This window comes from Caballeronia sp. GAWG1-1 (assembly GCF_023631465.1).
In the GTDB taxonomy this organism is placed as follows: domain Bacteria; phylum Pseudomonadota; class Gammaproteobacteria; order Burkholderiales; family Burkholderiaceae; genus Caballeronia.
On the sequence record NZ_JALQDB010000037.1, the window covers coordinates 440,484 to 461,209 of the forward strand.

General features: G+C 61.3%; 15 protein-coding genes. 8 read left to right on the top strand and 7 right to left on the bottom strand.

Features of this window, described 5'->3' with window-relative positions:
* Window positions 1-240: 240 nt before the first annotated feature.
* Window positions 241-948, bottom strand: a complete 708-nt coding sequence (locus NCT03_RS27085) for a YceH family protein (RefSeq protein ID WP_244830789.1) — start codon at window positions 946-948, stop codon at window positions 241-243.
* Window positions 949-1,370: 422 nt separating this feature from the next.
* Between NCT03_RS27085 and NCT03_RS27090 the strand changes: the two genes are divergently transcribed.
* Together NCT03_RS27090 and NCT03_RS27095 are read left to right on the top strand one after the other, a co-directional pair.
* A complete protein-coding gene (locus NCT03_RS27090) occupies window positions 1,371-2,843 on the top strand; it encodes a circularly permuted type 2 ATP-grasp protein (RefSeq protein ID WP_244830788.1) in 1,473 nt (490 codons plus the stop codon).
* A gap of 56 nt (window positions 2,844-2,899) precedes the next feature.
* Entirely contained in the window at window positions 2,900-3,937 is a 1,038-nt protein-coding gene (locus NCT03_RS27095) for an alpha-E domain-containing protein (RefSeq protein ID WP_250469366.1), read from the top strand.
* A gap of 8 nt (window positions 3,938-3,945) precedes the next feature.
* Here the strand turns inward: NCT03_RS27095 and NCT03_RS27100 are convergent, their stop codons facing one another.
* On the bottom strand, window positions 3,946-5,007 hold the full coding sequence (locus NCT03_RS27100; RefSeq protein WP_244830786.1) for a zinc-binding metallopeptidase family protein: 1,062 nt from the start codon (window positions 5,005-5,007) through the stop codon (window positions 3,946-3,948).
* Between the two features lie 190 nt (window positions 5,008-5,197).
* Here NCT03_RS27100 and NCT03_RS27105 point away from each other — a divergent pair, with 190 nt between their 5' ends.
* From NCT03_RS27105 to NCT03_RS27115, 3 genes are read left to right on the top strand one after another with little or no spacing between them, the layout of a single operon-like run.
* Window positions 5,198-8,689 carry a transglutaminase family protein gene (locus NCT03_RS27105; RefSeq protein ID WP_250494574.1) on the top strand — a complete coding sequence of 1,164 codons (3,492 nt, stop codon included), beginning with the start codon at window positions 5,198-5,200 and terminating at the stop codon, window positions 8,687-8,689.
* A gap of 29 nt (window positions 8,690-8,718) precedes the next feature.
* Window positions 8,719-11,352, top strand: a complete 2,634-nt coding sequence (locus NCT03_RS27110) for a circularly permuted type 2 ATP-grasp protein (protein WP_250494575.1) — start codon at window positions 8,719-8,721, stop codon at window positions 11,350-11,352.
* A complete protein-coding gene (locus NCT03_RS27115; protein WP_250494576.1) occupies window positions 11,349-12,251 on the top strand; it encodes a transglutaminase family protein in 903 nt (300 codons plus the stop codon). The genes NCT03_RS27110 and NCT03_RS27115 overlap by 4 nt, the downstream gene beginning before the upstream one ends.
* A gap of 56 nt (window positions 12,252-12,307) precedes the next feature.
* Here NCT03_RS27115 and NCT03_RS27120 read toward each other — a convergent pair whose 3' ends face one another.
* Together NCT03_RS27120 and NCT03_RS27125 are read right to left on the bottom strand one after the other, a co-directional pair.
* Window positions 12,308-13,162, bottom strand: coding sequence for an oxidoreductase (locus tag NCT03_RS27120; protein WP_250494577.1), 855 nt, complete (start codon window positions 13,160-13,162; stop codon window positions 12,308-12,310).
* Window positions 13,163-13,283: 121 nt separating this feature from the next.
* Window positions 13,284-14,249, bottom strand: coding sequence for a LysR family transcriptional regulator (locus NCT03_RS27125; protein ID WP_250494578.1), 966 nt, complete (start codon window positions 14,247-14,249; stop codon window positions 13,284-13,286).
* A gap of 248 nt (window positions 14,250-14,497) precedes the next feature.
* On the opposite strand from NCT03_RS27125, the gene NCT03_RS27130 reads away from it, so the two are divergent.
* Window positions 14,498-15,475 carry an aldo/keto reductase gene (locus NCT03_RS27130; RefSeq protein ID WP_250494579.1) on the top strand — a complete coding sequence of 326 codons (978 nt, stop codon included), beginning with the start codon at window positions 14,498-14,500 and terminating at the stop codon, window positions 15,473-15,475.
* Window positions 15,476-15,533: 58 nt separating this feature from the next.
* Here NCT03_RS27130 and NCT03_RS27135 read toward each other — a convergent pair whose 3' ends face one another.
* Together NCT03_RS27135 and NCT03_RS27140 are read right to left on the bottom strand one after the other, a co-directional pair.
* Window positions 15,534-16,889, bottom strand: a complete 1,356-nt coding sequence (locus NCT03_RS27135; protein ID WP_244830774.1) for a TAXI family TRAP transporter solute-binding subunit — start codon at window positions 16,887-16,889, stop codon at window positions 15,534-15,536.
* A gap of 127 nt (window positions 16,890-17,016) precedes the next feature.
* A complete protein-coding gene (locus tag NCT03_RS27140; RefSeq protein WP_250494580.1) occupies window positions 17,017-17,874 on the bottom strand; it encodes a hypothetical protein in 858 nt (285 codons plus the stop codon).
* Between the two features lie 157 nt (window positions 17,875-18,031).
* Here NCT03_RS27140 and NCT03_RS27145 point away from each other — a divergent pair, with 157 nt between their 5' ends.
* On the top strand, window positions 18,032-18,994 hold the full coding sequence (locus tag NCT03_RS27145) for a D-2-hydroxyacid dehydrogenase family protein (protein ID WP_250494581.1): 963 nt from the start codon (window positions 18,032-18,034) through the stop codon (window positions 18,992-18,994).
* On the opposite strand, the gene NCT03_RS27150 is transcribed toward NCT03_RS27145, so the two are convergent.
* Complete coding sequence (locus NCT03_RS27150; RefSeq protein ID WP_250494582.1) at window positions 18,995-19,414, bottom strand: hypothetical protein; 420 nt, start codon at window positions 19,412-19,414, stop codon at window positions 18,995-18,997.
* 155 nt (window positions 19,415-19,569) lie between these two features.
* Between NCT03_RS27150 and NCT03_RS27155 the strand changes: the two genes are divergently transcribed.
* A complete protein-coding gene (locus NCT03_RS27155; protein ID WP_250494583.1) occupies window positions 19,570-20,721 on the top strand; it encodes a peptidyl-alpha-hydroxyglycine alpha-amidating lyase family protein in 1,152 nt (383 codons plus the stop codon).
* Window positions 20,722-20,726 lie beyond the last annotated feature (5 nt).

Here is a 20,726-nt window from a genome sequence, read left to right on the forward strand (position 1 = left end):
GCAGTATCGTCTTTTGTCTGCGCCTGGCGCTGCGAGCGAATTATCCAAGATATTTGTAATTGATGCGCGCATGTCACGCTATCTTCGTTTAATGCTTACGTGTTCCTTTCCGGTTACGTCAAGCATTAGCTAAACCATCGCTTATAGTTGGTCCTGGCACGATGCGCTAAAGCTAAGCCGCCTCGAAGACGATCAGCATTGCACGCCTGACGCTAAAGCCCGCGGGATCGATCGACACACTCATGCTTCGTCGGACGATCCTTCGAGGTCGATTCCCAATTCAGCCGCCATGCGCTGAACCATCGCTCTTAGCTGGTTGACTTCAAGTGTCAGGCGCTTTTGCTCGGCCTTGAGCGATTCGACTTCCGATGGCGACCAAGACTCGCGTTCAGCGACATCGCGCACGGGAAAATCGCTCATGCTCACTTCGCCGCATAGCAAATGCACCCAGCGGCTTTCGCGCTCGCCCGGCACGCGCGGCAGTTTCATCACGCGCGGCGGGTCGTTGGAAGCGAGCTCATCGAGAAAGCTCTCCACGGAGGAGATGTCCGCGAAGCCATGCAGACGCGCGCTGTTCGAACGCAATTCTGCAGCGGTTTGCGGGCCGCGCAAGAACAACGTAGCGAGCAAGGCAACCGATTGGCTCGGCACACCAAGCACACGATTGACGTTATGTTCGAAACGCGGCACGCGGCTGCTGCTGCCTTCCATCACGAGCGAGAGGCGCTTCAATCCGTCGATGGTCGTGAGGACTTCGTCCTCGCTCACGTTCATGACTGGAGCCCGTGCGGTCTTCTGGTTGCATCCCGAGGTGAGGGAGTTGAGCGATAAAGGATAAGTGTCCGGCACGGTATGCTGCTTTTCTACGAGCACGCCAAGGACGCGTGCTTCGAGTGGCGTGAGTTCGCGCAAGGCAGGGCGCGAAGCGGGAGAAGAGGGCGTATTCATAAACTGTCGGAGACTGGCGGTGAGACGCTTATGATACCGGTGGAGCGCAACGATTCATGCGTACGCGCACCGTCGTGCGGCCGTCTGGCTTCCTCAGACTGTGCACTCGTTCGGACCGATGCGCTTTTCTGGTGCATGGATGTTGGCATCGGCGCAATATAAAGGTGTTTTTATTCCGGCTTGTACCATTGGCATTGAAGTTGCTTTTTGATTGAACGGCACTGGGCTGCCCGCGCATTCGATGCAGACGAAAATCGTGGCTATCGTTGGCATCGCGCTTAGAGGTCGCCTAAGAAACAACACGACATACCGGTTGAGTCCGGTCGGCCGCGTCGTTCAGGCTTTCGAGCGTTTGCGAGTGCAACCAGAATTACGAGCGAAGGGGCGCCGCCCCAGCATGCACTTCATATGGAAGACCGGTTATGACGCAAGCATTCTTCAACGAGATGTTCGAGCAAAGCGTGCTGGAGGCGCGCGGTGTGCCAGCGGCAGCCTTCAATGACGTGGGCGATCCGCGCAAGCATTACCGCGATTTCATGACCTGGCTCATCGCGCAGAGCGAACAGCAAATCAGCCTCAAGCGCGCCGAAGCCGATCTCAACTTCCGCCGCGTCGGCATTACGTTCGCAGTCTATGGAACGAGCGATACATCCGGCAGCATTCCCGAGCGCACCATTCCCTTCGATGTCATTCCGCGCATCTTTCCCGCAGACGAATGGAAAGCGCTAGAGCGCGGTTTGCGGCAACGCGTCAATGCGCTCAATCGGTTTATTCACGACATCTACCACGAGCAGAACATCATTCGCGCGGGCATCATTCCCGAGGCGCAGATTCTCAACAATTCGCAGTATCGGCCGGAGATGCGCGGCGTTAAGGTGACGCGCGACATCTATGCGCATATCGCGGGTATCGATATCGTGCGCGCGGGCCAGGGCGAGTTCTACGTACTCGAAGACAATCTGCGTGTGCCGTCGGGCGTGTCCTACATGCTTGAAAACCGCAAGATGATGATGCGGCTCTTTCCCGATCTGTTCGCGCGTAACCGCGTGGCGCCGGTTGCGCATTACCCCGATTTGCTGCTCGATACATTGCGCGCGGCGGCACCCGCAGGCGTTGAAAATCCGACGATCGTCGTGATGACGCCCGGCATGTATAACTCGGCGTATTTCGAACACACGTTCCTCGCGCAGCAAATGGGCGTCGAGTTGGTCGAAGGACAGGATCTCTTCGTCGACCACGACTTCGTGTATATGCGCACGACGCAAGGGCCGCAGCGCGTCGATGTGATCTATCGCCGCGTGGATGACGACTTCCTCGATCCGCTCGTGTTCCGCGAAGATTCGTCGCTCGGCGTTCCGGGCCTCATCTCGGCATATCGCGCGGGCAACGTGTCACTCTGCAATGCGGTAGGAACAGGCATTGCCGACGACAAATCGATCTACCCGTATGTGCCGGACATGGTGCGCTTCTATCTCGGCGAAGAGCCGATACTCAACAACGTGCCGACATGGATGTGCCGCAAGCCAGACGACTTCAAGTATGTGCTCGATCACTTGCCCGAACTCGTCGTGAAGGAAACGCATGGCGCGGGCGGCTACGGCATGCTGGTCGGCCCGGCATCGACGACCGCGCAGATCGCCGAGTTTCGCAAGGTGCTCGAAGCGCATCCGGACAAATACATCGCGCAGCCTACGCTCGCGCTATCGACATGCCCGACGTATGTGGAGGCAGGCATCGCGCCTCGCCATATCGATCTGCGTCCGTTCGTGCTGTCGGGCAACGAGGTGCGCATGGTGCCGGGCGGCCTCACTCGGGTCGCGTTACGTGAAGGTTCTCTTGTCGTGAATTCATCGCAAGGAGGCGGAACCAAGGACACGTGGGTGCTTGAACGCTAAGAGCCCCGGCTCGAGAATCGAGACGCGAACCTCCATATCAACAACCGGGAAAACCCATGCTGAGCCGTACCGCGGATCATCTCTTCTGGATGGCGCGCTATACCGAACGCGCCGAAAACACCGCGCGCATGCTCGACGCGAACTATCAGCTGTCGCTCTTGCCGCAGTCCGACGAATATGCGGAACTGGGCTGGCGCGCGATGCTTTCCATCTCCGAACTAAGCGGCATCTATTCCGCCGCGCACCACGGCATGAAGAGCCACGAGGTCGTCGACTTCATGGCGCGGGACATGTCGAATCCCTCGTCCATCGTGAGTTGTCTGCGGGCTGCTCGCGAGAATGCACGCGCTGTACGCAGTTCGACGAACAGCGAGTTGTGGGAATCGCTCAATACGACGTGGCTCGACTGTCAGCGCATGCTGGCCGATGGCATTCTCGAGCGCGAGCCCTATACCTTCTTCGAGTGGGTGAAGTTTCGTTCGCATCTCTCGCGCGGGGTTCAGCTCGGCACGCTCGTCAAGGACGATGCGTTTTACTTCATGCGTCTCGGAACCTTCATCGAACGTGCGGATAATACGGCTCGCATTCTCGATGTGAAGTTCGAGATGATGGAGCAGCGCGCCGATACCTCCGCGCAGCCGTTCGATTATCACCACTGGACCGCCGTGCTGGGCTCGGTATCGGGCTTCGAGGTGTATCGCCGGGTGTATCGCGATGTCATTACCCCCGAGCGCGTTGCGGGCCTCTTGATCCTCTATGGTGAATGGCCGCGCTCGCTTGCGGCGAGCATTGCCGAAGCGGAGCTGCTCATCCGTCATGTCACCAAGGGTCGCGAGACCGAGGCGTCGCGCCTGGCGGCGCAGTTGAGCGCCGAGCTTAGAACGGGACGCATCAGCGAGATTCTGCAAGCGGGGCTGCACGCGTATCTCGTGAGCTTCCTCGCGCGCGTGAACGATCTTGCAGGCCGTATCAGCCGCGAGTTTCTCTTGCCTATCGCTCCCGAGACGCCGGAAGCGACTCAGGAGCCCTCGCAAACGCAGACGCAAACGCAGGGGACGGGTCAGTCGCAGAGCCAGTCGCAAGGCTCCGCTTGAACGCGTCCCTAGCGTTTCGACGCCGCCGCGACGACGCGATGCACGAAGCGCAGCTTGTCGATCACCGCCGGGGCGAGCGTAAACGGATAACCATCGGGCATGCCCAGGCTGCGGTTCAGGCTGTTGAGCACATAGGTCAACGGAAACCAGCGTTTCATCAGGTTATCGAAGGTGGTTTCCTCGACAGGCGTCTGGTCGGTAAGCGTCGGTTCATGCGGACTGTCGGGGACGAGCGCGAGGCCGCAGGACACGGCGGTATCGAGCGTATCGACGATATGCAGGTAATGCGCCCAGGTCTCGGCCCAGTCCTCCCACGGATGCATCGTGGCATAGCTGCTCACGAAGTTCTCTTCCCAGTTGGGAGGCGGTCCCTCGTTGTAATGGCGCTGGAGCGCGGCGTTGTAGTCTTGCTGCTCGTCGCCGAATGCAGTGCGATATGGCGCAATTCGCGCGGTGTCGCCAATCAGGCGATCGAAGAAATAGTGCCCTGTTTCATGGCGGAAATGACCGAGCAAGGTGCGATACGGCTCATGCAGATCGGCGCGCGTTTTCTCGCGATGCGCATCGTCGGCTTCCGCGATGTTGAGCGTGATGATGCCGTTGTCGTGACCCGTCATCACGCCGTGGCCTTGCGAATCGCCTTCGAGAAAGCGGAATTCGAGGCCGCGTTCCGGGTCTTCCTGCCGCGAGATCACCGGCAGGCCGAGCTCGGAAAGCGTATAGAGCAAGCGCCGCTTGGCCGCCTCGATCCGATACCAGTAGGTACGGTTGTCGGGATTGTCGAGGTTGGGAATGACGCTCGTCAGCTTGCAGGAGCAGCAGAGCGTTTCCGGCGAATCGGCGGGAACCACCCAGTTGCAGACGTTCTCGACCTCGTAGTTATGACACGGGCGGTACAACATGTCTTTCGCGAGGGGATGCAGGCTTTTCCATTGGCCGTCGCCGGTTTCCTCGAATGCGCTGATCTGATTGAGTTCGGGCACGTAGCCAAGCCGCGCGCCGCAATTTTCGCAGTGTGTGTTCTCGAAGAACACGAGCTGATCGCAGCGGTTGCAGTGAAAAGTCTTCATCGTGATAGCCGGAAGGGGTGGAGTTCGCGTCGGAACCGACGCGGTGTTCGTGGATGCGCGCAGTCCACGCAATCATCGTGCCGCGTTAAGCGCTCTTCCCGCCTGGCGTTACAGCAACGCTTAAGCAACAGATAAGACGCGCACGATGCACTGTCCGTGTGCGGCGTCATTTGAATAAAAGGAGTCCGGTGTGTCCATTCGCGTCGCGTTGAACCATGTCACGCATTACCGTTATGACCGGCTCGTCGGGCTGTCGCCGCAAGTGGTGCGCTTGCGCCCGGCGCCGCATTGCCGCACGCCGATTCTGTCGTACTCGTTGAACGTCGAGCCCGAGGAACACTTCATCAACTGGCAGCAGGACGCGTTCGCCAATTATCAGGCGCGCCTTGTTTTCCCGGAGAAAACGCGCGAGTTCAAGGTGACGGTCGATCTCGTCGCCGAGATGGCGGTCTATAACCCGTTCGATTTCTTTCTCGAACCGTCCGCCGAAAAATTCCCGTTCGCTTACGCGCCGGATTTGCGCCACGACCTCGCACCCTACATGATCAAGCGCGAACTGACGCCGCGCTTTGCGGAGTTCATCGCGAGCATCGACCGTACGGAGACGCCGACCATCGACTTCATGGTCGGATTGAATCAACGTCTCGCCGATGAGATTCGCTACCTGATCCGCATGGAACCGGGCGTGCAGACGCCGGAGGAAACGCTCGTCAGCGCTGCCGGTTCGTGCCGCGATTCAGGCTGGCTGCTCGTCGAAACGCTGCGCCATCTGGGACTTGCAGCGCGCTTCGTCTCGGGCTATCTGCTGCAGCTCGCGCCGGATACGAAATCGCTCGACGGTCCGAGCGGCACGGAAGTCGACTTCACGGATCTGCATGCATGGTGCGAAGTGTTTCTACCGGGCGCGGGCTGGATCGGTTTCGATCCGACCTCGGGCCTGCTCGCGGGAGAAGGCCACATTCCGGTGGCGTGCACGCCGGAGCCGGACAGCGCGGCGCCCGTTTCAGGTGCAGTCGATGAGAGCGAAGTCGAATTCACTCACACCATGACCATCACGCGCGTGCTGGAAACGCCGCGTGTGACGAAGCCGTACAGCGAGGAAGACTGGAGTGACGTGCTGCGCATGGGCGATCAGGTCGATGCGCAATTGAATGCTTCCGACGTGCGCCTGACGATGGGCGGCGAGCCGACCTATGTCGCCGTGCGCAACCGCGATGCGCCCGAATGGAACACCGACGCCCTTGGTCCGACCAAACGCGCCTACGCGGTCACGCTAATGGACAAGCTGCGCGCGGAGTACGGCGTGAACGGCTTCCTTCATATCGGCCAGGGCAAGTGGTATCCCGGCGAGCAGTTGCCGCGCTGGGCGCTGTCGCTATTCTGGCGTGCGGACGGCGAGCCGTGCTGGAGCGATCCCACGCTCTTCGCGGACGAACGCGAGCCCGCCAACTACACCGCCGAAGATGCCGAGCGCTTCATTCGCCATCTCGCGGGCAAGCTTTCCTTGGATGCAAAATACGTTCAGGCGGGCTACGAAGACAGTTGGTACTACCTGTGGCGCGAGCGTCGCCTGCCGGTCAACGTGGACCCGTTCGACTCGCGTCTCGACGACGAACTGGAGCGCGCACGGCTCTTCCGCGTGTTCGATTCCGGCTTGCCCTCGGTGACCGGCTACGCGCTGCCCATTGCCCGCGAAGCCGCCGACGGCACACGTCCGGCGCACTGGGCGAGCGGCCCGTGGTTCTTCCGCGACGAGCGCATGTATCTGATTCCGGGCGATTCGCCGATGGGCTACCGCATGCCGCTCGATTCGCTGCCGTGGGTGGCCAAGAGCGACTATCCGTATCAGCACGAGCACGACCCGTTTGCGCCGTCCATGCCCTTGCGCCGGGCGGCTGAATTTCGCATGCAATATGCCGCCGACCGGGATTTTGAATCCGGTGTGCAAAATGCCGAGCCGGGCGCAGATGTTCTCGGCAGCGATGCGGCAGGTCCGGGGAAAGCATTGACCGGATCGTCAGCCTTGGGCGATGCATCGGCGTATTCGGCAAGCACTCGCATGCCCGAACGAGGCGAATCCGCGAAGTGGATCGCGCGTACCGCCGTGTGCGTCGAAGCACGCAATCCGGCGCGCGCCGCAGGTCCGAAAGCCGAAGCCGATGCGCTCAAGAAACATGGCAACGGCAACAAGCTCATGCATGTGTTCATGCCGCCGCTGACCTCGCTCGACGCATATCTCGACTTGCTCGCCGCCGTCGAAGCCGCGGCCGCCGACCTGCGTATCCCGGTGATCGTCGAAGGCTATCCGCCGCCGCGCGACACGCGTCTGAAGGTGCTGCAAGTCACGCCCGATCCTGGTGTGATCGAGGTGAACATTCATCCGGCATCGAACTGGAAACAGCTCGTCGAGCACACCGAATTTCTCTATAACGCGGCGCACGAGACGTATCTGAGCCCGGAGAAATTCATGCTCGACGGCCGTCATACCGGCACGGGCGGCGGCAACCACTTCGTCCTTGGCGGTGCGACTCCGCCCGACAGCCCGTTCCTGCGACGGCCCGATCTGCTCGCGAGCCTGATTGCCTATTGGCTCAACCATCCGTCGCTATCCACACTGTTCTCGGGTCTCTTTATCGGTCCGACGAGCCAGGCGCCGCGTGTCGACGAGGCGCGCAACGATCAGGTCTACGAGCTTGAAATTGCATTCAGGGAACTGCAACGCCAGCTCGATCTGCTGGGCGGTCGCGACAGCGCCACCGTGCCGCCTTGGCTCATCGACCGCATTCTGCGCAATATCCTGATCGATGTGACCGGCAACACGCACCGCGCGGAATTCTGCATCGACAAACTGTATTCGCCCGATGGTCCGACCGGCCGCCTCGGCCTGCTCGAACTGCGCGGCTTCGAAATGCCGCCGCACGCGCGCATGAGCCTCGTGCAGCAGCTTCTGCTGCGCGCGCTGGTCGCCCGCTTCTGGGAAAAGCCCTACACCGCACGCCTTACGCGCTGGGGCACGGAGCTGCACGACCGCTTCATGCTCGGCAGTTTCGTGGAAATGGATTTCGAGGACGTGCTGGCCGACTTGCGCGAAGCCGGCTTCGCATTCGAGAAGAGCTGGTTCGATCCGCATTTTGAATTCCGTTTCCCGCTCGTCGGCGCCTACGACACCAATGGCATCGAACTGACGCTGCGCAATGCACTCGAACCTTGGCACGTGATGGGCGAGGAAGGTGCGATAGGCGGCACGGTGCGCTTCGTCGATTCTTCCGTCGAGCGGCTCGAAGTGCGGGCGCTCGGGCTCAACGGCGCCCGGCATGTCATTACCGTGAACGGCCGCCCCTTGCCGATGCAGCCCACGGGACGCGTCAGTGAATATGTGGCCGGCGTGCGCTTCAGAGCATGGTCGCAATCGGCGTCGCTGCATCCGACCATCGACGTGCATGCGCCGCTGACTTTCGATATCGTCGATACCTGGACGGGCCGCGCCATCGGCGGATGTCAGTATCATGTCGCGCATCCGGGCGGGCGTAATTATCAGACGTTCCCGGTGAATGCATACGAAGCGGAGAGCCGCCGGCGCGCGCGTTTCTTCGCGACGGGACATACGCCGGGCGCAACACAGATCGAGCCGCAGCAACGCAGCCTCGAATTCCCCTTCACGCTCGACCTGCGCTATCGTTAAGAAGCGCTCATTCACGGAACCAGACGATCTTGCCGTTTCAATCGACCTTGCCCTTCGACACGTCCGGTGCGCGTGTCGACGCACTCGCGCTGATGCGCACCTTGCCGGCGCGCGAAGGGCACTGGGACGAATTGCGCGATTCTTCCGGCCAGTTGCGCGAGCCCTGGCGCCAGTTTTTCGAATTGCTCGGTGAAGACGGTATCGAGCATCTGGATGAAGGCGTGGCCGCCGTTGCGCAGCAGATTCGCGACAACGACATCACGTACAACGTCTATGCCGATAACGGCGAGCCGCGCGCGTGGTCGCTCGACCTGCTGCCGCTTCTGATCGACGAAGAAGAGTGGGCCGTGATCGAGCGCGGCGTCGCGCAGCGCGCGCGTCTCATGGAAGCGATCATGGCCGATATCTACGGCCCGCAGACGCTGCTGCATCGTGGTCTCTTGCCCACCGCGCTCGTGTTCGGACATCCTGGCTATCTGCGTCCCGTGAAGGGCTACGTACCGCCTGGCGGGCGCTTTCTGCAGATCGTCGCGGTCGATCTCGCGCGCACGCCGAAGGGCACATGGACGGTCATGGCGCATCGGACCGAGGCGCCTTCCGGCCTCGGTTATGCGCTCGAAAACCGGCTCATCGTCGCGAGTCTATTTGCCGATCCGTTTCGCGCCATGCGCGTAAGCCGTCTCGCGCCCGCTTATGCGCAACTCATCGCGACGCTCGCACGCGCCGCACGCGCCACCATGCGCGACGACGATGGCGAACACGAAGAGACCTCTCCCGATGCACCGCATATCGCGCTCTTGAGTCCCGGACCATTCAGCGAGACTTACTTCGAGCACGTGTTCCTTGCGCGCTATCTGGGCGTGACGCTCGTGGAAGGCAAGGATCTGACGGTGCGGCACGACAAGCTCTATCTCAAGACGCTCGCGGGTTTGTCGAGAGTGCATGCAATATTACGGCGGCTCGACGACGCATTTTGTGATCCAGTCGAGTTGCGCGGAGACTCGACCATCGGCGTGCCGGGACTGCTGCAGGTCATGCGCGCGGGCAACGTGATGGTGTCCAACGTGCCGGGGGCGGGCTTCACCGAATCTCCCGCGCTCAATGCATTCCTGCCGGGTATCGCCGATGCCTTGCTCGATGAGTCGCTCGACTTGCCGACCGTGCCGACGTGGTGGTGCGGCGAGCCCGCCGCGCGCGAGGAAGCATTCGAGCAACTGGACCGAGCGTTGCTCGCGCCGACGTGGCCGGGCGCGCAAACCGACCATCCGCCGGGCATCGACGCGGGCGTGCAGGACCTGGCGGAATGGCGCGAACGGATTGAACGCTCGCCGGATGTTTTCACCGTGCAGGAGAACCTGCAGTTTTCGAGCGCACCGCGTTTCAATGATGGCGCGTTGGGTTCGCGTCCCTGTGTGCTGCGCGTGTATGCCATTGCGAACATCGACGGCGGCTTCAGCGTCGTGCCGGGCGGCTTCACGCGGCTTGCCGCAGACCGGCGAGCCACGGTGTCCATGCAGTTCGGCGGCAGCAGCGTGGATACGTGGGTGCTGTCGAGTCAACCGGTGCCGGCCGCATCGCTGTTGCCTTCGCCGATGAAACCGGGCGACGTGCGCGCGCGCCGCACGGTGTCGAGCCGCGCGGCGGAAAATCTTTTTTGGGCGGGCCGCTACAGCGAGCGCTCGGAGAACAACGTGCGCCTGTGCCGCCTGCTTTTGGGCACGCTCGAAGTCAACGACAACGGCGATCTGTTCCCGACGCTTGCCGACTTCGCGGCGCAATGCGGCCTGATTCCATCGATCGATACGCCCGCGCGCAGTTCTCCGCAAGCCTTCGAGCGCGCATTGGTGATGGGTCTTGCAAACCGGTCGACGAGCATCGGCGGCAATCTCGCGGATCAGGCGCGCGCCTCGGGCGAAATTCGCGACCGTCTTTCCAACGATCACTGGCGCAACATTCTCGCGTCGCGTAACGATTTCCGCGATGCCCTCGCGCGGCTTGCGCTGCCTTCGGCGAGCGGAAGTCCGAATGCGAGCGGAAGCGGCGAGTCCGCGCCGCCGGTCAGCAGGCACTACGACCGCGTAATGCTCGCGAATGCGCTCGAACATCTGGCGACGCAGCTATCCGCCATCAGCGGTGCGCAAGGCGACCGCATGACGCGCGACGAAGCGTGGCGGCTGCTCTTCATTGGCCGGCATATCGAACGCGTCGCCAACATGGCGAGCTTCGTGCGCGTGGCTGCCGAGCACGGCACGTTGACCACACCGGCAGGCTTCGACTTGTTGCTGCAGCTTTTCGACAGCACGTTGACGTATCGATCACGCTATCCGGGACGGCTGGAAGTGCCGGCGCTCATCGACATGATCGTGCTGGATGAAACCAATCCGCGCGGCCTCGTCGGCGTGTATGTCCGCTTGCGCAAAAAGCTCGATGAAATCGCAGCGGCGGCGGGCGGCGCGCGTCGAACGCATTTTGCATTCATCATGCCGCATGCAGAATCATTTCCGAGTCTCGAGTCGCTGTGCGAGACGGACGAAGACGGCCGCTTCGCCAATCTGATCGAACTGTGCGACCGGCTCGTGAGCGCCGTGGGCGTGGCTTCGAACGAGGTAAGCGCGCGTTACTTCAGCCATGCGAACACGCTGGCCTCGCAGGTATCTTCATGACCGTATCCAGCAACCCCGAAGCCACGACACTCGCGGTCACGCATCGCACCACGTATCGTTATTCGACGCCTGTCGAGATCGCGCAGCATCTCGCGGTGATTCGCCCATTGCATTGCCCGTGGCAACAGGTGATCGCGCACACGGAGCGGATCGAGCCGGTGCCGTCCTATGTGCACAGCCGAGTCGATGCGTTCGGCAACGACGTGCTGTACTTTTCGCTCGATGCGCCGCACGAGCGTCTTTCGATGACGAGCGAGACCACGGTGCGGCTCGTGCCGCGCTGGAATGCGTTCGATCCCGCCGAAACGCCGCCGTGGGAAAAGGTCGTGCAGCGCCTGCAATACCACGCGGGCGCGCGGTTCTTCGCGGAGAGCGAGTTTTGCTATGCGTCGCCGAACATCGCGCTCGATCAGGCGTTGCGCGAGTACGGCGCACAGAGCTTCGAGGCCGACACACCGCTCGTCGTGGGTGCAATCGATCTGATGCATCGCATTCATGCGGATTTTGAGTACCGCCCGTCGTCGACTGCGTTCGATACACCCGCCACGCGCGCCTTCGACTTGGGTCACGGCGTATGCCAGGACTTCGCGCAGGTGATGATCGGTTGCCTGCGCTCGCTCGGCTTGCCGGCGCGCTACGTGAGCGGTTACTTGCGCAACGACCCGCCGCCGGGCCAGACCCGGCTGATCGGCGCGGATGCCTCGCATGCATGGGTTTCAGTGCATTGCCCGCAGAGCGGCTGGGTCGATCTCGATCCGACCAACGACGTGCTGGCGGATCTCGATCACATCACGCTTTCCACGGGGCGTGACTACACGGACGTGTCGTTATTGCGCGGGATGATCCTCGGCGGCGGGTCGCACCACATAGACGTGGCGGTGAACGTGCTGGCGTTGTAAGTCTGGCATTCTGCATTCAACAGACCGCATGCAGAATGCCCTATTCATCAGCGCACTCATTCGCCTTCTGGAAAGTCCGCGCCCAGCGTCACCGCTTCCCAGCCATCGAAGTCCTTGCGCAGGGCCTCGACTTTCAGGCGCGCGTTGGTGAGCGCGGCCTTGCCGAGCAAGAGCCGCAACGGCGGATTGTCGCTTTCGACCGCCTTGATGATCGCTTCGGCGGCACGCACCGGATCGCCCGGCTGCTTGCCGCTGTAGTTGCGCACCATATCGACGCGCGCCTTCGCGGTCTCGGCGTAATCGTCGATGGTATGCGGCGCCTGACTCGCCGAGCGGCCCGCCCAGTCGGTGCGAAACGGTCCCGGCTCGACGATGAGCACCTTGATGCCGAGCGGCTTTACTTCTTGCGACAGAGATTCCGACAAGCCTTCGACCGCGAACTTCGTCGCATGATAGAAGCTGATGCCCGGGAACGCGATGATCCCGCCGACCGACGAAATATTCACGATGGTCCCGCTCTTTTTCGCGCGCATGCCCGGTAGCACGGCTTGGGTCATATCGACCAAGCCCCAGACGTTGATTTCAAACATCTTTCGCACTTCTTCGCTTTCGCTTTCTTCCAGCGAGCCGAAGTAGCCGATACCCGCGTTATTCACGAGCACGTCGATGCGGCCGAACTTGGCCGTCGCATCGCGCACTGCGGCTTTGACCTGAGCAGGGTCGGTGACATCGAGCGTGAGCGCAAGCGCCAGATCGCCGTACTCCTTTGCAAGATCTTCGACGGCCGCGACGTTGCGCGCGGTGATCACGGTCGGGTAGCCGAGGCCCAGGGTCTTGGCGGCGAGCTCACGGCCGAAGCCGGTCGAACATCCGGTAATGAACCAGACGGGTTTGTCAGCGGTCGTTGCCATGTGCGATTCTCCGTTAGAAAACGTTATTTCGTGAGCAATTCGCGAGCATGATCCATTCCCTGCTTGTGCGACAGCGTCTGGAGATTCAAGCCCTTATAAGCGCCGCTGACAGACAAAGACTTCAAAGCGCCTGACGAATCAGCATATCGACGCTTGGCCTATGTTCGATGTCTTGCTGCGAAGTCGCGAGCCCGTCACGCTCATCGCGAAGAAAGTCGATGAAGGCGCGCAGCTTCGGCGCGACATGACGGCGGTCCGGGTAGTACAGCGTATAGCCGGGCAGTGGCGGGCTCCAGTCGGCGAGGAGGCGCACGAGCCGGCCTTCCTCGATGAATCGCTCGATATAACCATTGATCATATAAGCGATGCCGATGCCATCCAGCGCCGATTGCACGAGCGCAGCCGAGTCATTGAGAATGAGTCGACCTGTCACGACGAGATCGAGCGATTCGCCATTCTTCCTGAAGCTCCAGCGCTCGATCTGTCCGGTGCTGATCAGACGAAAGCTTATACAGTCGTGCGCCGCCAGATCATGCGGATGCTTCGGAACGCCGCGCCGTGCAAGATAGTCAGGCGATGCGACGATATGCGCTTCGATGGGCGGCCCGATCCGTACGGCCACCATATCGCGCTCGACACGATCGCCAAAACGAATGCCCGCGTCGAAGCCGCGCGCCACGATATCGACGAGCGAATTGTCGATGCACAGGTCGACGCGAATCTCCGGATAACGTTCGAGAAAGCGGCGTAACACGGGCTGCAGCACGATCATATGACCCGAGCGCGCCACCGTAATGCGCAAGGTTCCGGACGGTCGTTCGGCCGCCGCGCCGAGTTCTTCCGAAGCGAGCGCGAGTTCGCGCACTGCGGGCAAGACGCGTTCGAAGAATTTTTCTCCGGCTTCGGTAAGGCTCACGCCGCGCGTATTGCGCGAGAACAACGCGAGGCCCACGCGCTTCTCAAGTGTGCGAATAGCCTGACTTACGGCGGAGGGCGACACGCCAAGCCGCACGGCAGCGGCGGAAAAGCCCTTTTCCTCGGCTACCGCGACGAACGTCATGATGCCGTCCAGCTGATCCTGATGCATGCACGCATTCCTCGAACGATTATCGGCGCTTCCTTGCAAGCCACGCGAGCTTGAACATCTGATAAAGGCGCTTCGAAGCAGGGCATGTTAGCAGCAGCGGACGCTACCGGCAGGAGTGAAGGGATGCGTCAAGCGCGAATCGCCATGCAGTCTTTTAAGACTGGCTGAAAGCGCGCCGGGGCTGCATGCGCTAAGCTAGAGGGCTTGGTTGCCTACACGCTTGTTCGCCTTGAATGGAGAATCACTCGATGGAATACGTGAAACTGGGCTTGACCGGACTCGAGGTCTCGCGCCTGTGTCTCGGCTGCATGACGTTCGGTGTGCCGGAGCGCGGCACGCATCCATGGACGCTCGACGAAGAAAAGAGCCGCCCGATCATTCAGCACGCGCTGGACGCGGGCATCAACTTCTTCGATACCGCCAATACCTATTCGGATGGCACATCGGAAGAGATTGTCGGCCGCGCATTGCGCGATTTCACGCGACGCGACGATATCGTCATCGCAACGAAGGTCTTCAATCGCATGCGTCCCGGTGCGAACGGTGGCGGCTTGTCGCGCAAGGCTATCTTCAACGAAATCGATAACAGCTTGCGCAGACTCGGAACGGATTACGTCGATCTCTACCAGATTCATCGATGGGATTACACGACCCCGATCGAGGAAACCCTCGAAGCGCTGCATGATGTCGTGAAGGCGGGCAAGGCGCGTTATATCGGTGCGTCTTCAATGTATGCGTGGCAGTTCAGCAAGTCGCTCTATCTTTCGCGTGCCAAAGGATGGACCGAGTTCAAGACCATGCAGAACCACTTGAACCTGCTGTATCGCGAAGAAGAGCGGGAGATGCTGCCGCTTTGCGTGGATCAGGGCATAGGCGTATTGCCGTGGAGTCCGCTTGCACGAGGACGCCTGACGCGCGACTGGGATGCGACGAGCGCAAGACAAGAGTCGGATGCATTCGGCAGCACGCTGTATCGAACGGACGATGCGGACCGTGCAGTGGTCGAAGCCGTTGCCGCCGTCGCTCAAGCGCGTGGAGTACCGCGTGCGCAGGTTGCATTGGCTTGGGTTGCGCAGAAGACGCCTGTGAGTGCGCCGATCATCGGTGCGTCCAAGGTGGGACATATCGACGATGCAGTTGCTGCGCTCGAATTGAACCTGACCGACGAGGAAATCGCGCAGCTCGAAAAGCCTTACGTGCCGCACGCGGTGGCCGGGTTCAAGTAAGCGTTTCGGCGTCAATGGCTGCGTTGTCCATGAGATGACGCAGCCATCGTCGAGGATGCTAAACCTCGCTCGCGGCTTTTCGCGTGACGGCCGAAAGGCGCGACCTGACGAAGCCGATATGTTCGCGCAAAACGTAAAGCGCATCCGCATACGCAAGCGGCACTTTGAGCGTGTTCAACGACTCCTCGATGTAATCGAGTTCGACCAGCAGGCCCTTGCGCTCTTCATCGTTCGACATTCGCATGGCGCCGCGTTCGACCGCCAGCAACGCGCCGTAGTAACGATAGATTCGCGACCTCACGCGCCATCGATACAAGCCTGGCACGATCCGCAGCGCCGGAAAAATCAGCACCGCCACGGGCAGCAACAACACGAGCGCGCGATCCGCGATATTCGCAAGCCAGAACGGCAGCACGCGGTAAAAGAAGCCCTTGCCGGAATGGTAATAACGGTTGGCGTCCTCGCTGATCGGAAACTCATGCGCGACGAAATTCGGAAACTGTCCGCCGCGTTGCAAGAGTCCGGGCTTGCCATGCACTTCCTGCGCGGCTTCGATCAATAGATCGGATAGCGCGGGATGCAGCGTTGGACGCGCGACGAGTTCGACGGTTGGCGCAACCAGATGCACGGTCTCGGACGGCACGCGACGGCCCAGATCGAGCACGCCTGGCGGCAGATCGATCTCATCGAGATAGGGAAAAACACGCGTATAAGCGCGCGCTTCCTGAAAGTCCATTACCGAGACGCCAGGTACTTTCAAGATGCGCAGCATGAGTGCGCGTGTGGCGGAATCGCCGCTTAGAAAGACGGCATCGACCTGATTGCTGACGAGTTGCGTGGCCGCGTCCAGGCCGTCTGTTGCAAATAGCTCAGTGCTTCCACCCGGTCTGATGCCATTCGCTTCGAGCAGCTTGAGCGACAGCATGCGCGTGCCGCTGCCTTCACGGCCGATTGCAATGCGCTTGCCTTCGAGTTGCGAAAGCTGCGTCAGCCCCTTGCCGCGATAGAACACGACGAGCGGGACATACGACACGCTGCCGAGCGATATCAACGATGACGCATGCTCCTTGCTCGCCACGCCACCCTGCACGAGCGCGAGATCGATTCTCTCCTTCGGATCGAGCAGACGATGCAGGTTCTGCACCGAGCCATCCGATGGCATTACCTTGAGCGTGACGCCGTTTCTCGCGAGGATCTTCGCGTACTCTTCGGCGTAATAGTAGAACGAGCTGTCGGTTTGTCCCGCGCTTATGGTGATGGTGCGAGGCGGCGCGGGATCGAGGAGCCAGAAGACCAGCGCCCCGGCGATGGCAAGCGCAAGCACGACAGGCCCGGCAGTCCAGGTGAGATCGTGCAGCACGCTATGCGTATGTTCGTGTGGCAGATACGGGCGCTTCGCGTCTTGCCGCTTCATGAGTGAGCGACCCTGAAGGTCCGGCAAGCACAGGCATGATTGACCATGGCGAGTCTCGTTGATGAGCGGCGTTGACCCGCAGTGTACCGCTTACAGGCGGTAAGACATGCCCGTCATGCTTGCCGCATCACGCCCAATGCGCGGGCACCCAGAATCTGCCGACCCAGTGCGCGGGAACCCACACGGCAGGGCGCGGCGCCGGTGCGACATAAACCGTCGCTGCGGGCGGCGGCGGAGTCGCGACGACGGGCGCTGCGATCACCGTCGTCGTGCTGGCCGTTACGGTGCCACCCGTGACCACGGTGGCGCCGTGCGAGCCGCTGCTGGCCACATAAGCACCCGACGTACCCGATGTCACCACGACGCCCGGCGCGACGCTCGTAGCGCTTCCTGAGTGCGTTACGCTGCCGCCGTTCGCGGTGTTCACCGTGCCCGAGCGATTGCAGGTGTAGCCCGCGCAATTCGTAGATGCATTATGCGTCGAGGTGTTGCCGTTGGGTCCGGTCACCGACCCCGTCGATGAGTACTGACCGACGCCGTTGCGCGTGACGGTGCTGTCGGTGGTGGTGGTCTTGCCGTTCGGCGTAGTCATGTTGCCGGTGTGATTGCAGCTGCCGCCCGCGCAGTTCGTATCGCCGGAGTGCTGCACGGATCGTCCTTCCGGACCCACGGCGGTGCCCGAGTTCGCGAACTGCCCGGTGCCGGTTCGCGTGACCGTGCCGGTGTTGGTCGCCACGCCGCCCCACGGATTCATGTAGCCGCCGGCATGCGAGCAACTACCGCCACCGCATGAACCCGCGTGCGCGCCGTTATATTCGCCACGGCCGGTGTAGGCGGAGCCTGAGCGTGTCCAGCCCGCGAAGGCCGAGCTGCTTGCAAATGCGAGCGCCGCGGTGGTGACAATCACGAGTACATGACGCAGCGCGCGAGCAGTCGCATGCGTGCCGGATGGGTTCGATACGGTGATGTCTGATCTGCTTTTCACGGGATGTCCCTTCGATTCGTGGGTGGCGATGCAGATCACTATAGGGAAAACGTCTCGCGCGGTCTCTTCCGAACTTATTTCACGAGATGTCGCGCCGACGCGAAATCGCGCTTTGCGTCACACTAGGGCCTCTTCGTTAGCAGCAGAGCCATTCATCATGTCTATCGCGTCTACTTCTTCTTCGATCCGCATCGCCATACTCGACGACTACCAAAATGTCGCACTCAAGCTCGCAGACTGGTCGCCGCTCGAAGGCCGCGCCGAGATCACCGTCTTCAACGATCACATCGCCGAGCGCGATGCCTTGCTCAAGCGCCTCGAACCCTTCGATGTCATCTGCGCCATGCGCGAGCGCACGCCGCTCACGCGCGACATCATCGAGCATTTGCCAAGGCTCAAGCTGATCGCATCGACGGGTGCGGCGAATGCATCCATCGATCTCGACGCAGCTGGCGACCGTGGCGTCGAGGTCAGGCACACGGGTTACTCGTCGACGGCCACTATCGAGTTCACCTGGGCGCTCATCCTCGCGACGATGCGCAACATTCCCGCCGAGAATCGTTCGTTGCAAAGCGGCGGATGGCAGGTTGGCCTCGGCACCGAACTCGCGGGCAAGACGCTCGGGCTTCTGGGTCTCGGGCGTATTGGTTCGGCAGTCGGCGTGATCGGCCGCGCGTTTGGCATGAACGTGATCGCGTGGAGCCAGAACCTTACCGAGGAACGCGCGCAGGAGAAAGGCGTGCAGCGCGTCGATAAGGAAACGCTCTTTCGCACGTCGGACCTGGTGTCGATTCACTTGCGGCTATCGGAGCGCACGCGGCATCTCGTGAGCGCGCCTGAATTCGCGCTGATGAAGCCGACGGCGCGGCTCGTGAATACGTCGCGCGGGCCTATCGTCGATCATGCCGCCTTGCTCGATGCACTCACGTCGAAGCGAATCGCAGGCGCGGGGCTCGACGTGTATGACGAAGAACCGCTCGCCGCGGACGATCCACTGCGTTCGCTGCAGAACGTGCTTGCAACGCCGCATATCGGCTATGTCACGGAAGAGTTGTATCGCACGTTCTATAAAGACACGGTGCGCAATATCGTCGAATGGATGGATGCAACCAAGGCGTAGTCATGGTTGCTTCGGCGGCTGCGGATTGCGTGCAGGGTTCGTATCGATCTTTCTGATCTCGCTGATCGCTTCGCTGTTCAGCGCGGTCAGGTCGGCTTCGAGTGCATCGGCGAGCCGCTTGTCATAGACCTCTTGCCCTTGCACATGGAAGGTGAACCACTCGATGTACTTGGCCTTCTTCACCGGGTCTTCAATGGTGTCGCGCGTCCATTGATAGAGCGGATAGTGTTCCGTTCCCTCGCGTTCCGCTTCGGCGACGTAGCCCGCAAAGGCATCGAACTGACATTGCAACTCGGCGTCATGCGTTCGCAATAGCGAAGCGAGCGGCGCGAGCGCAACGTCATCCATGTTTTGGCGAGCCTTCGTCGCATAGTCCGGCGCGAGCCTGATTCTTACCTGATATTGCCATGCATCGCTCATGATGCGCTTCTCCGTTTAGTCCTTTCAGATTCGAAAGCCGTTGCGCGAACTGCGTGCGCGTCTCGCTTCAAATACACTACACTTCCTCTCGCATCGTCGGAAGCTTGAAGCGACGATGCCCGTCCATGCAGGCGACGAACAAGAGGAGGGTAACGATGAGCCGTCAGCACTCGATGTTCTGCCCATGCTGCGAAGTCATGCAGCCGGGCGTCGCAAGCCGCCGTCGCTTTCTCGCGATGGCCACGCAGAGCGCAGCGGCGCTCGCACTGTTCCCGCATCTTGCTTATGCAGACGACAGTGTGCCATCTCTATCCTTCGACTCCATACCCGATCCCGTGCGCTTGCCGACCGACATGTACCTCGGCGAATGCTCGGGCGTTGCGGTCAATTCGGCGGGGCACATCTTCGTTCTTTCGCGCGGTAACAGCACAGGTCCCGCGTATGGCGCGGCGGCCGCGCAACTCCTGGAGTTTGATCGCAATGGCCGCTTCGTGCGCGAGATCGGCCACAACCTCTATGCGTGGTCGTTCGCGCATACGGTCAAGATCGACCGGCACGACAACATCTGGGTGACGGATAAAGGCTCGGACATGATCATCAAGTTCACGCCTGAAGGACGCGTGGCGATGGTGTTCGGCCGCAAGCAGGAAGCAGCGGACGAAGAAACCGCGCCGCTCAAGCATCCGAACCCGCCGCTGGCTTCGGAGCCGGGACGCTTCAGGCAAGTGACCGACGTTGCGTGGGACACGGCAGGCAACACGTATATAAGCGATGGTTATATCAACTCGCGCGTGGCGAAGGTCGATAACGACGGCAACTGGATCAAGTCGTGGGGTGAGCGTGGCAAGGCGCCGGGGCAGTTTCATACGCCGCACAGCATTGCCGTCGATGCAAACAACATGGTGTACGTCGCCGATCGCAGCAACCGTCGCATTCAGGTCTTCGACACGGAAGGCAACTTTCAGCGTCAATTCACGATCGACGTACCCGTACCGCCGGATGCGCGTCCTGCTATTGGCAACATGCCGGATGAAGCCGCGATTGCGGCGGGCACTTTCGCGCCCGGATCGCCCTGGGCCATCTGCATCTCACCGGGACCGAACCAGGTGCTCTATAGCGCCGATGCCTTTCCAGGCCGCATCTACAAGCTCTCGCTCGACGGCAAGCTGCTCGGCGTGCTTGGCCGTGCCGGCAAGCAGTTGAAGCAGTTCGGCTGGATTCACGAGATGGCGTGTCCATCGGAGAACACGCTCTTCGTCGCGGAACTGCTCAACTGGCGCGTGCAGAAGCTCGTGCTTCATGCATAGACGCT

Coding starts and splice junctions, on each gene's coding strand:
- NCT03_RS27085 (WP_244830789.1), bottom strand. CDS start 948: ATGAATACGCCCTCTTCTCCCGCTTCGCGCCCTGCCTTGCGCGAACTC.
- NCT03_RS27090 (WP_244830788.1), top strand. CDS start 1,371: ATGACGCAAGCATTCTTCAACGAGATGTTCGAGCAAAGCGTGCTGGAG.
- NCT03_RS27095 (WP_250469366.1), top strand. CDS start 2,900: ATGCTGAGCCGTACCGCGGATCATCTCTTCTGGATGGCGCGCTATACC.
- NCT03_RS27100 (WP_244830786.1), bottom strand. CDS start 5,007: ATGAAGACTTTTCACTGCAACCGCTGCGATCAGCTCGTGTTCTTCGAG.
- NCT03_RS27115 (WP_250494576.1), top strand. CDS start 11,349: ATGACCGTATCCAGCAACCCCGAAGCCACGACACTCGCGGTCACGCAT.
- NCT03_RS27120 (WP_250494577.1), bottom strand. CDS start 13,162: ATGGCAACGACCGCTGACAAACCCGTCTGGTTCATTACCGGATGTTCG.
- NCT03_RS27125 (WP_250494578.1), bottom strand. CDS start 14,249: ATGCATCAGGATCAGCTGGACGGCATCATGACGTTCGTCGCGGTAGCC.
- NCT03_RS27130 (WP_250494579.1), top strand. CDS start 14,498: ATGGAATACGTGAAACTGGGCTTGACCGGACTCGAGGTCTCGCGCCTG.
- NCT03_RS27135 (WP_244830774.1), bottom strand. CDS start 16,889: ATGAAGCGGCAAGACGCGAAGCGCCCGTATCTGCCACACGAACATACG.
- NCT03_RS27145 (WP_250494581.1), top strand. CDS start 18,032: ATGTCTATCGCGTCTACTTCTTCTTCGATCCGCATCGCCATACTCGAC.
- NCT03_RS27150 (WP_250494582.1), bottom strand. CDS start 19,414: ATGAGCGATGCATGGCAATATCAGGTAAGAATCAGGCTCGCGCCGGAC.
- NCT03_RS27155 (WP_250494583.1), top strand. CDS start 19,570: ATGAGCCGTCAGCACTCGATGTTCTGCCCATGCTGCGAAGTCATGCAG.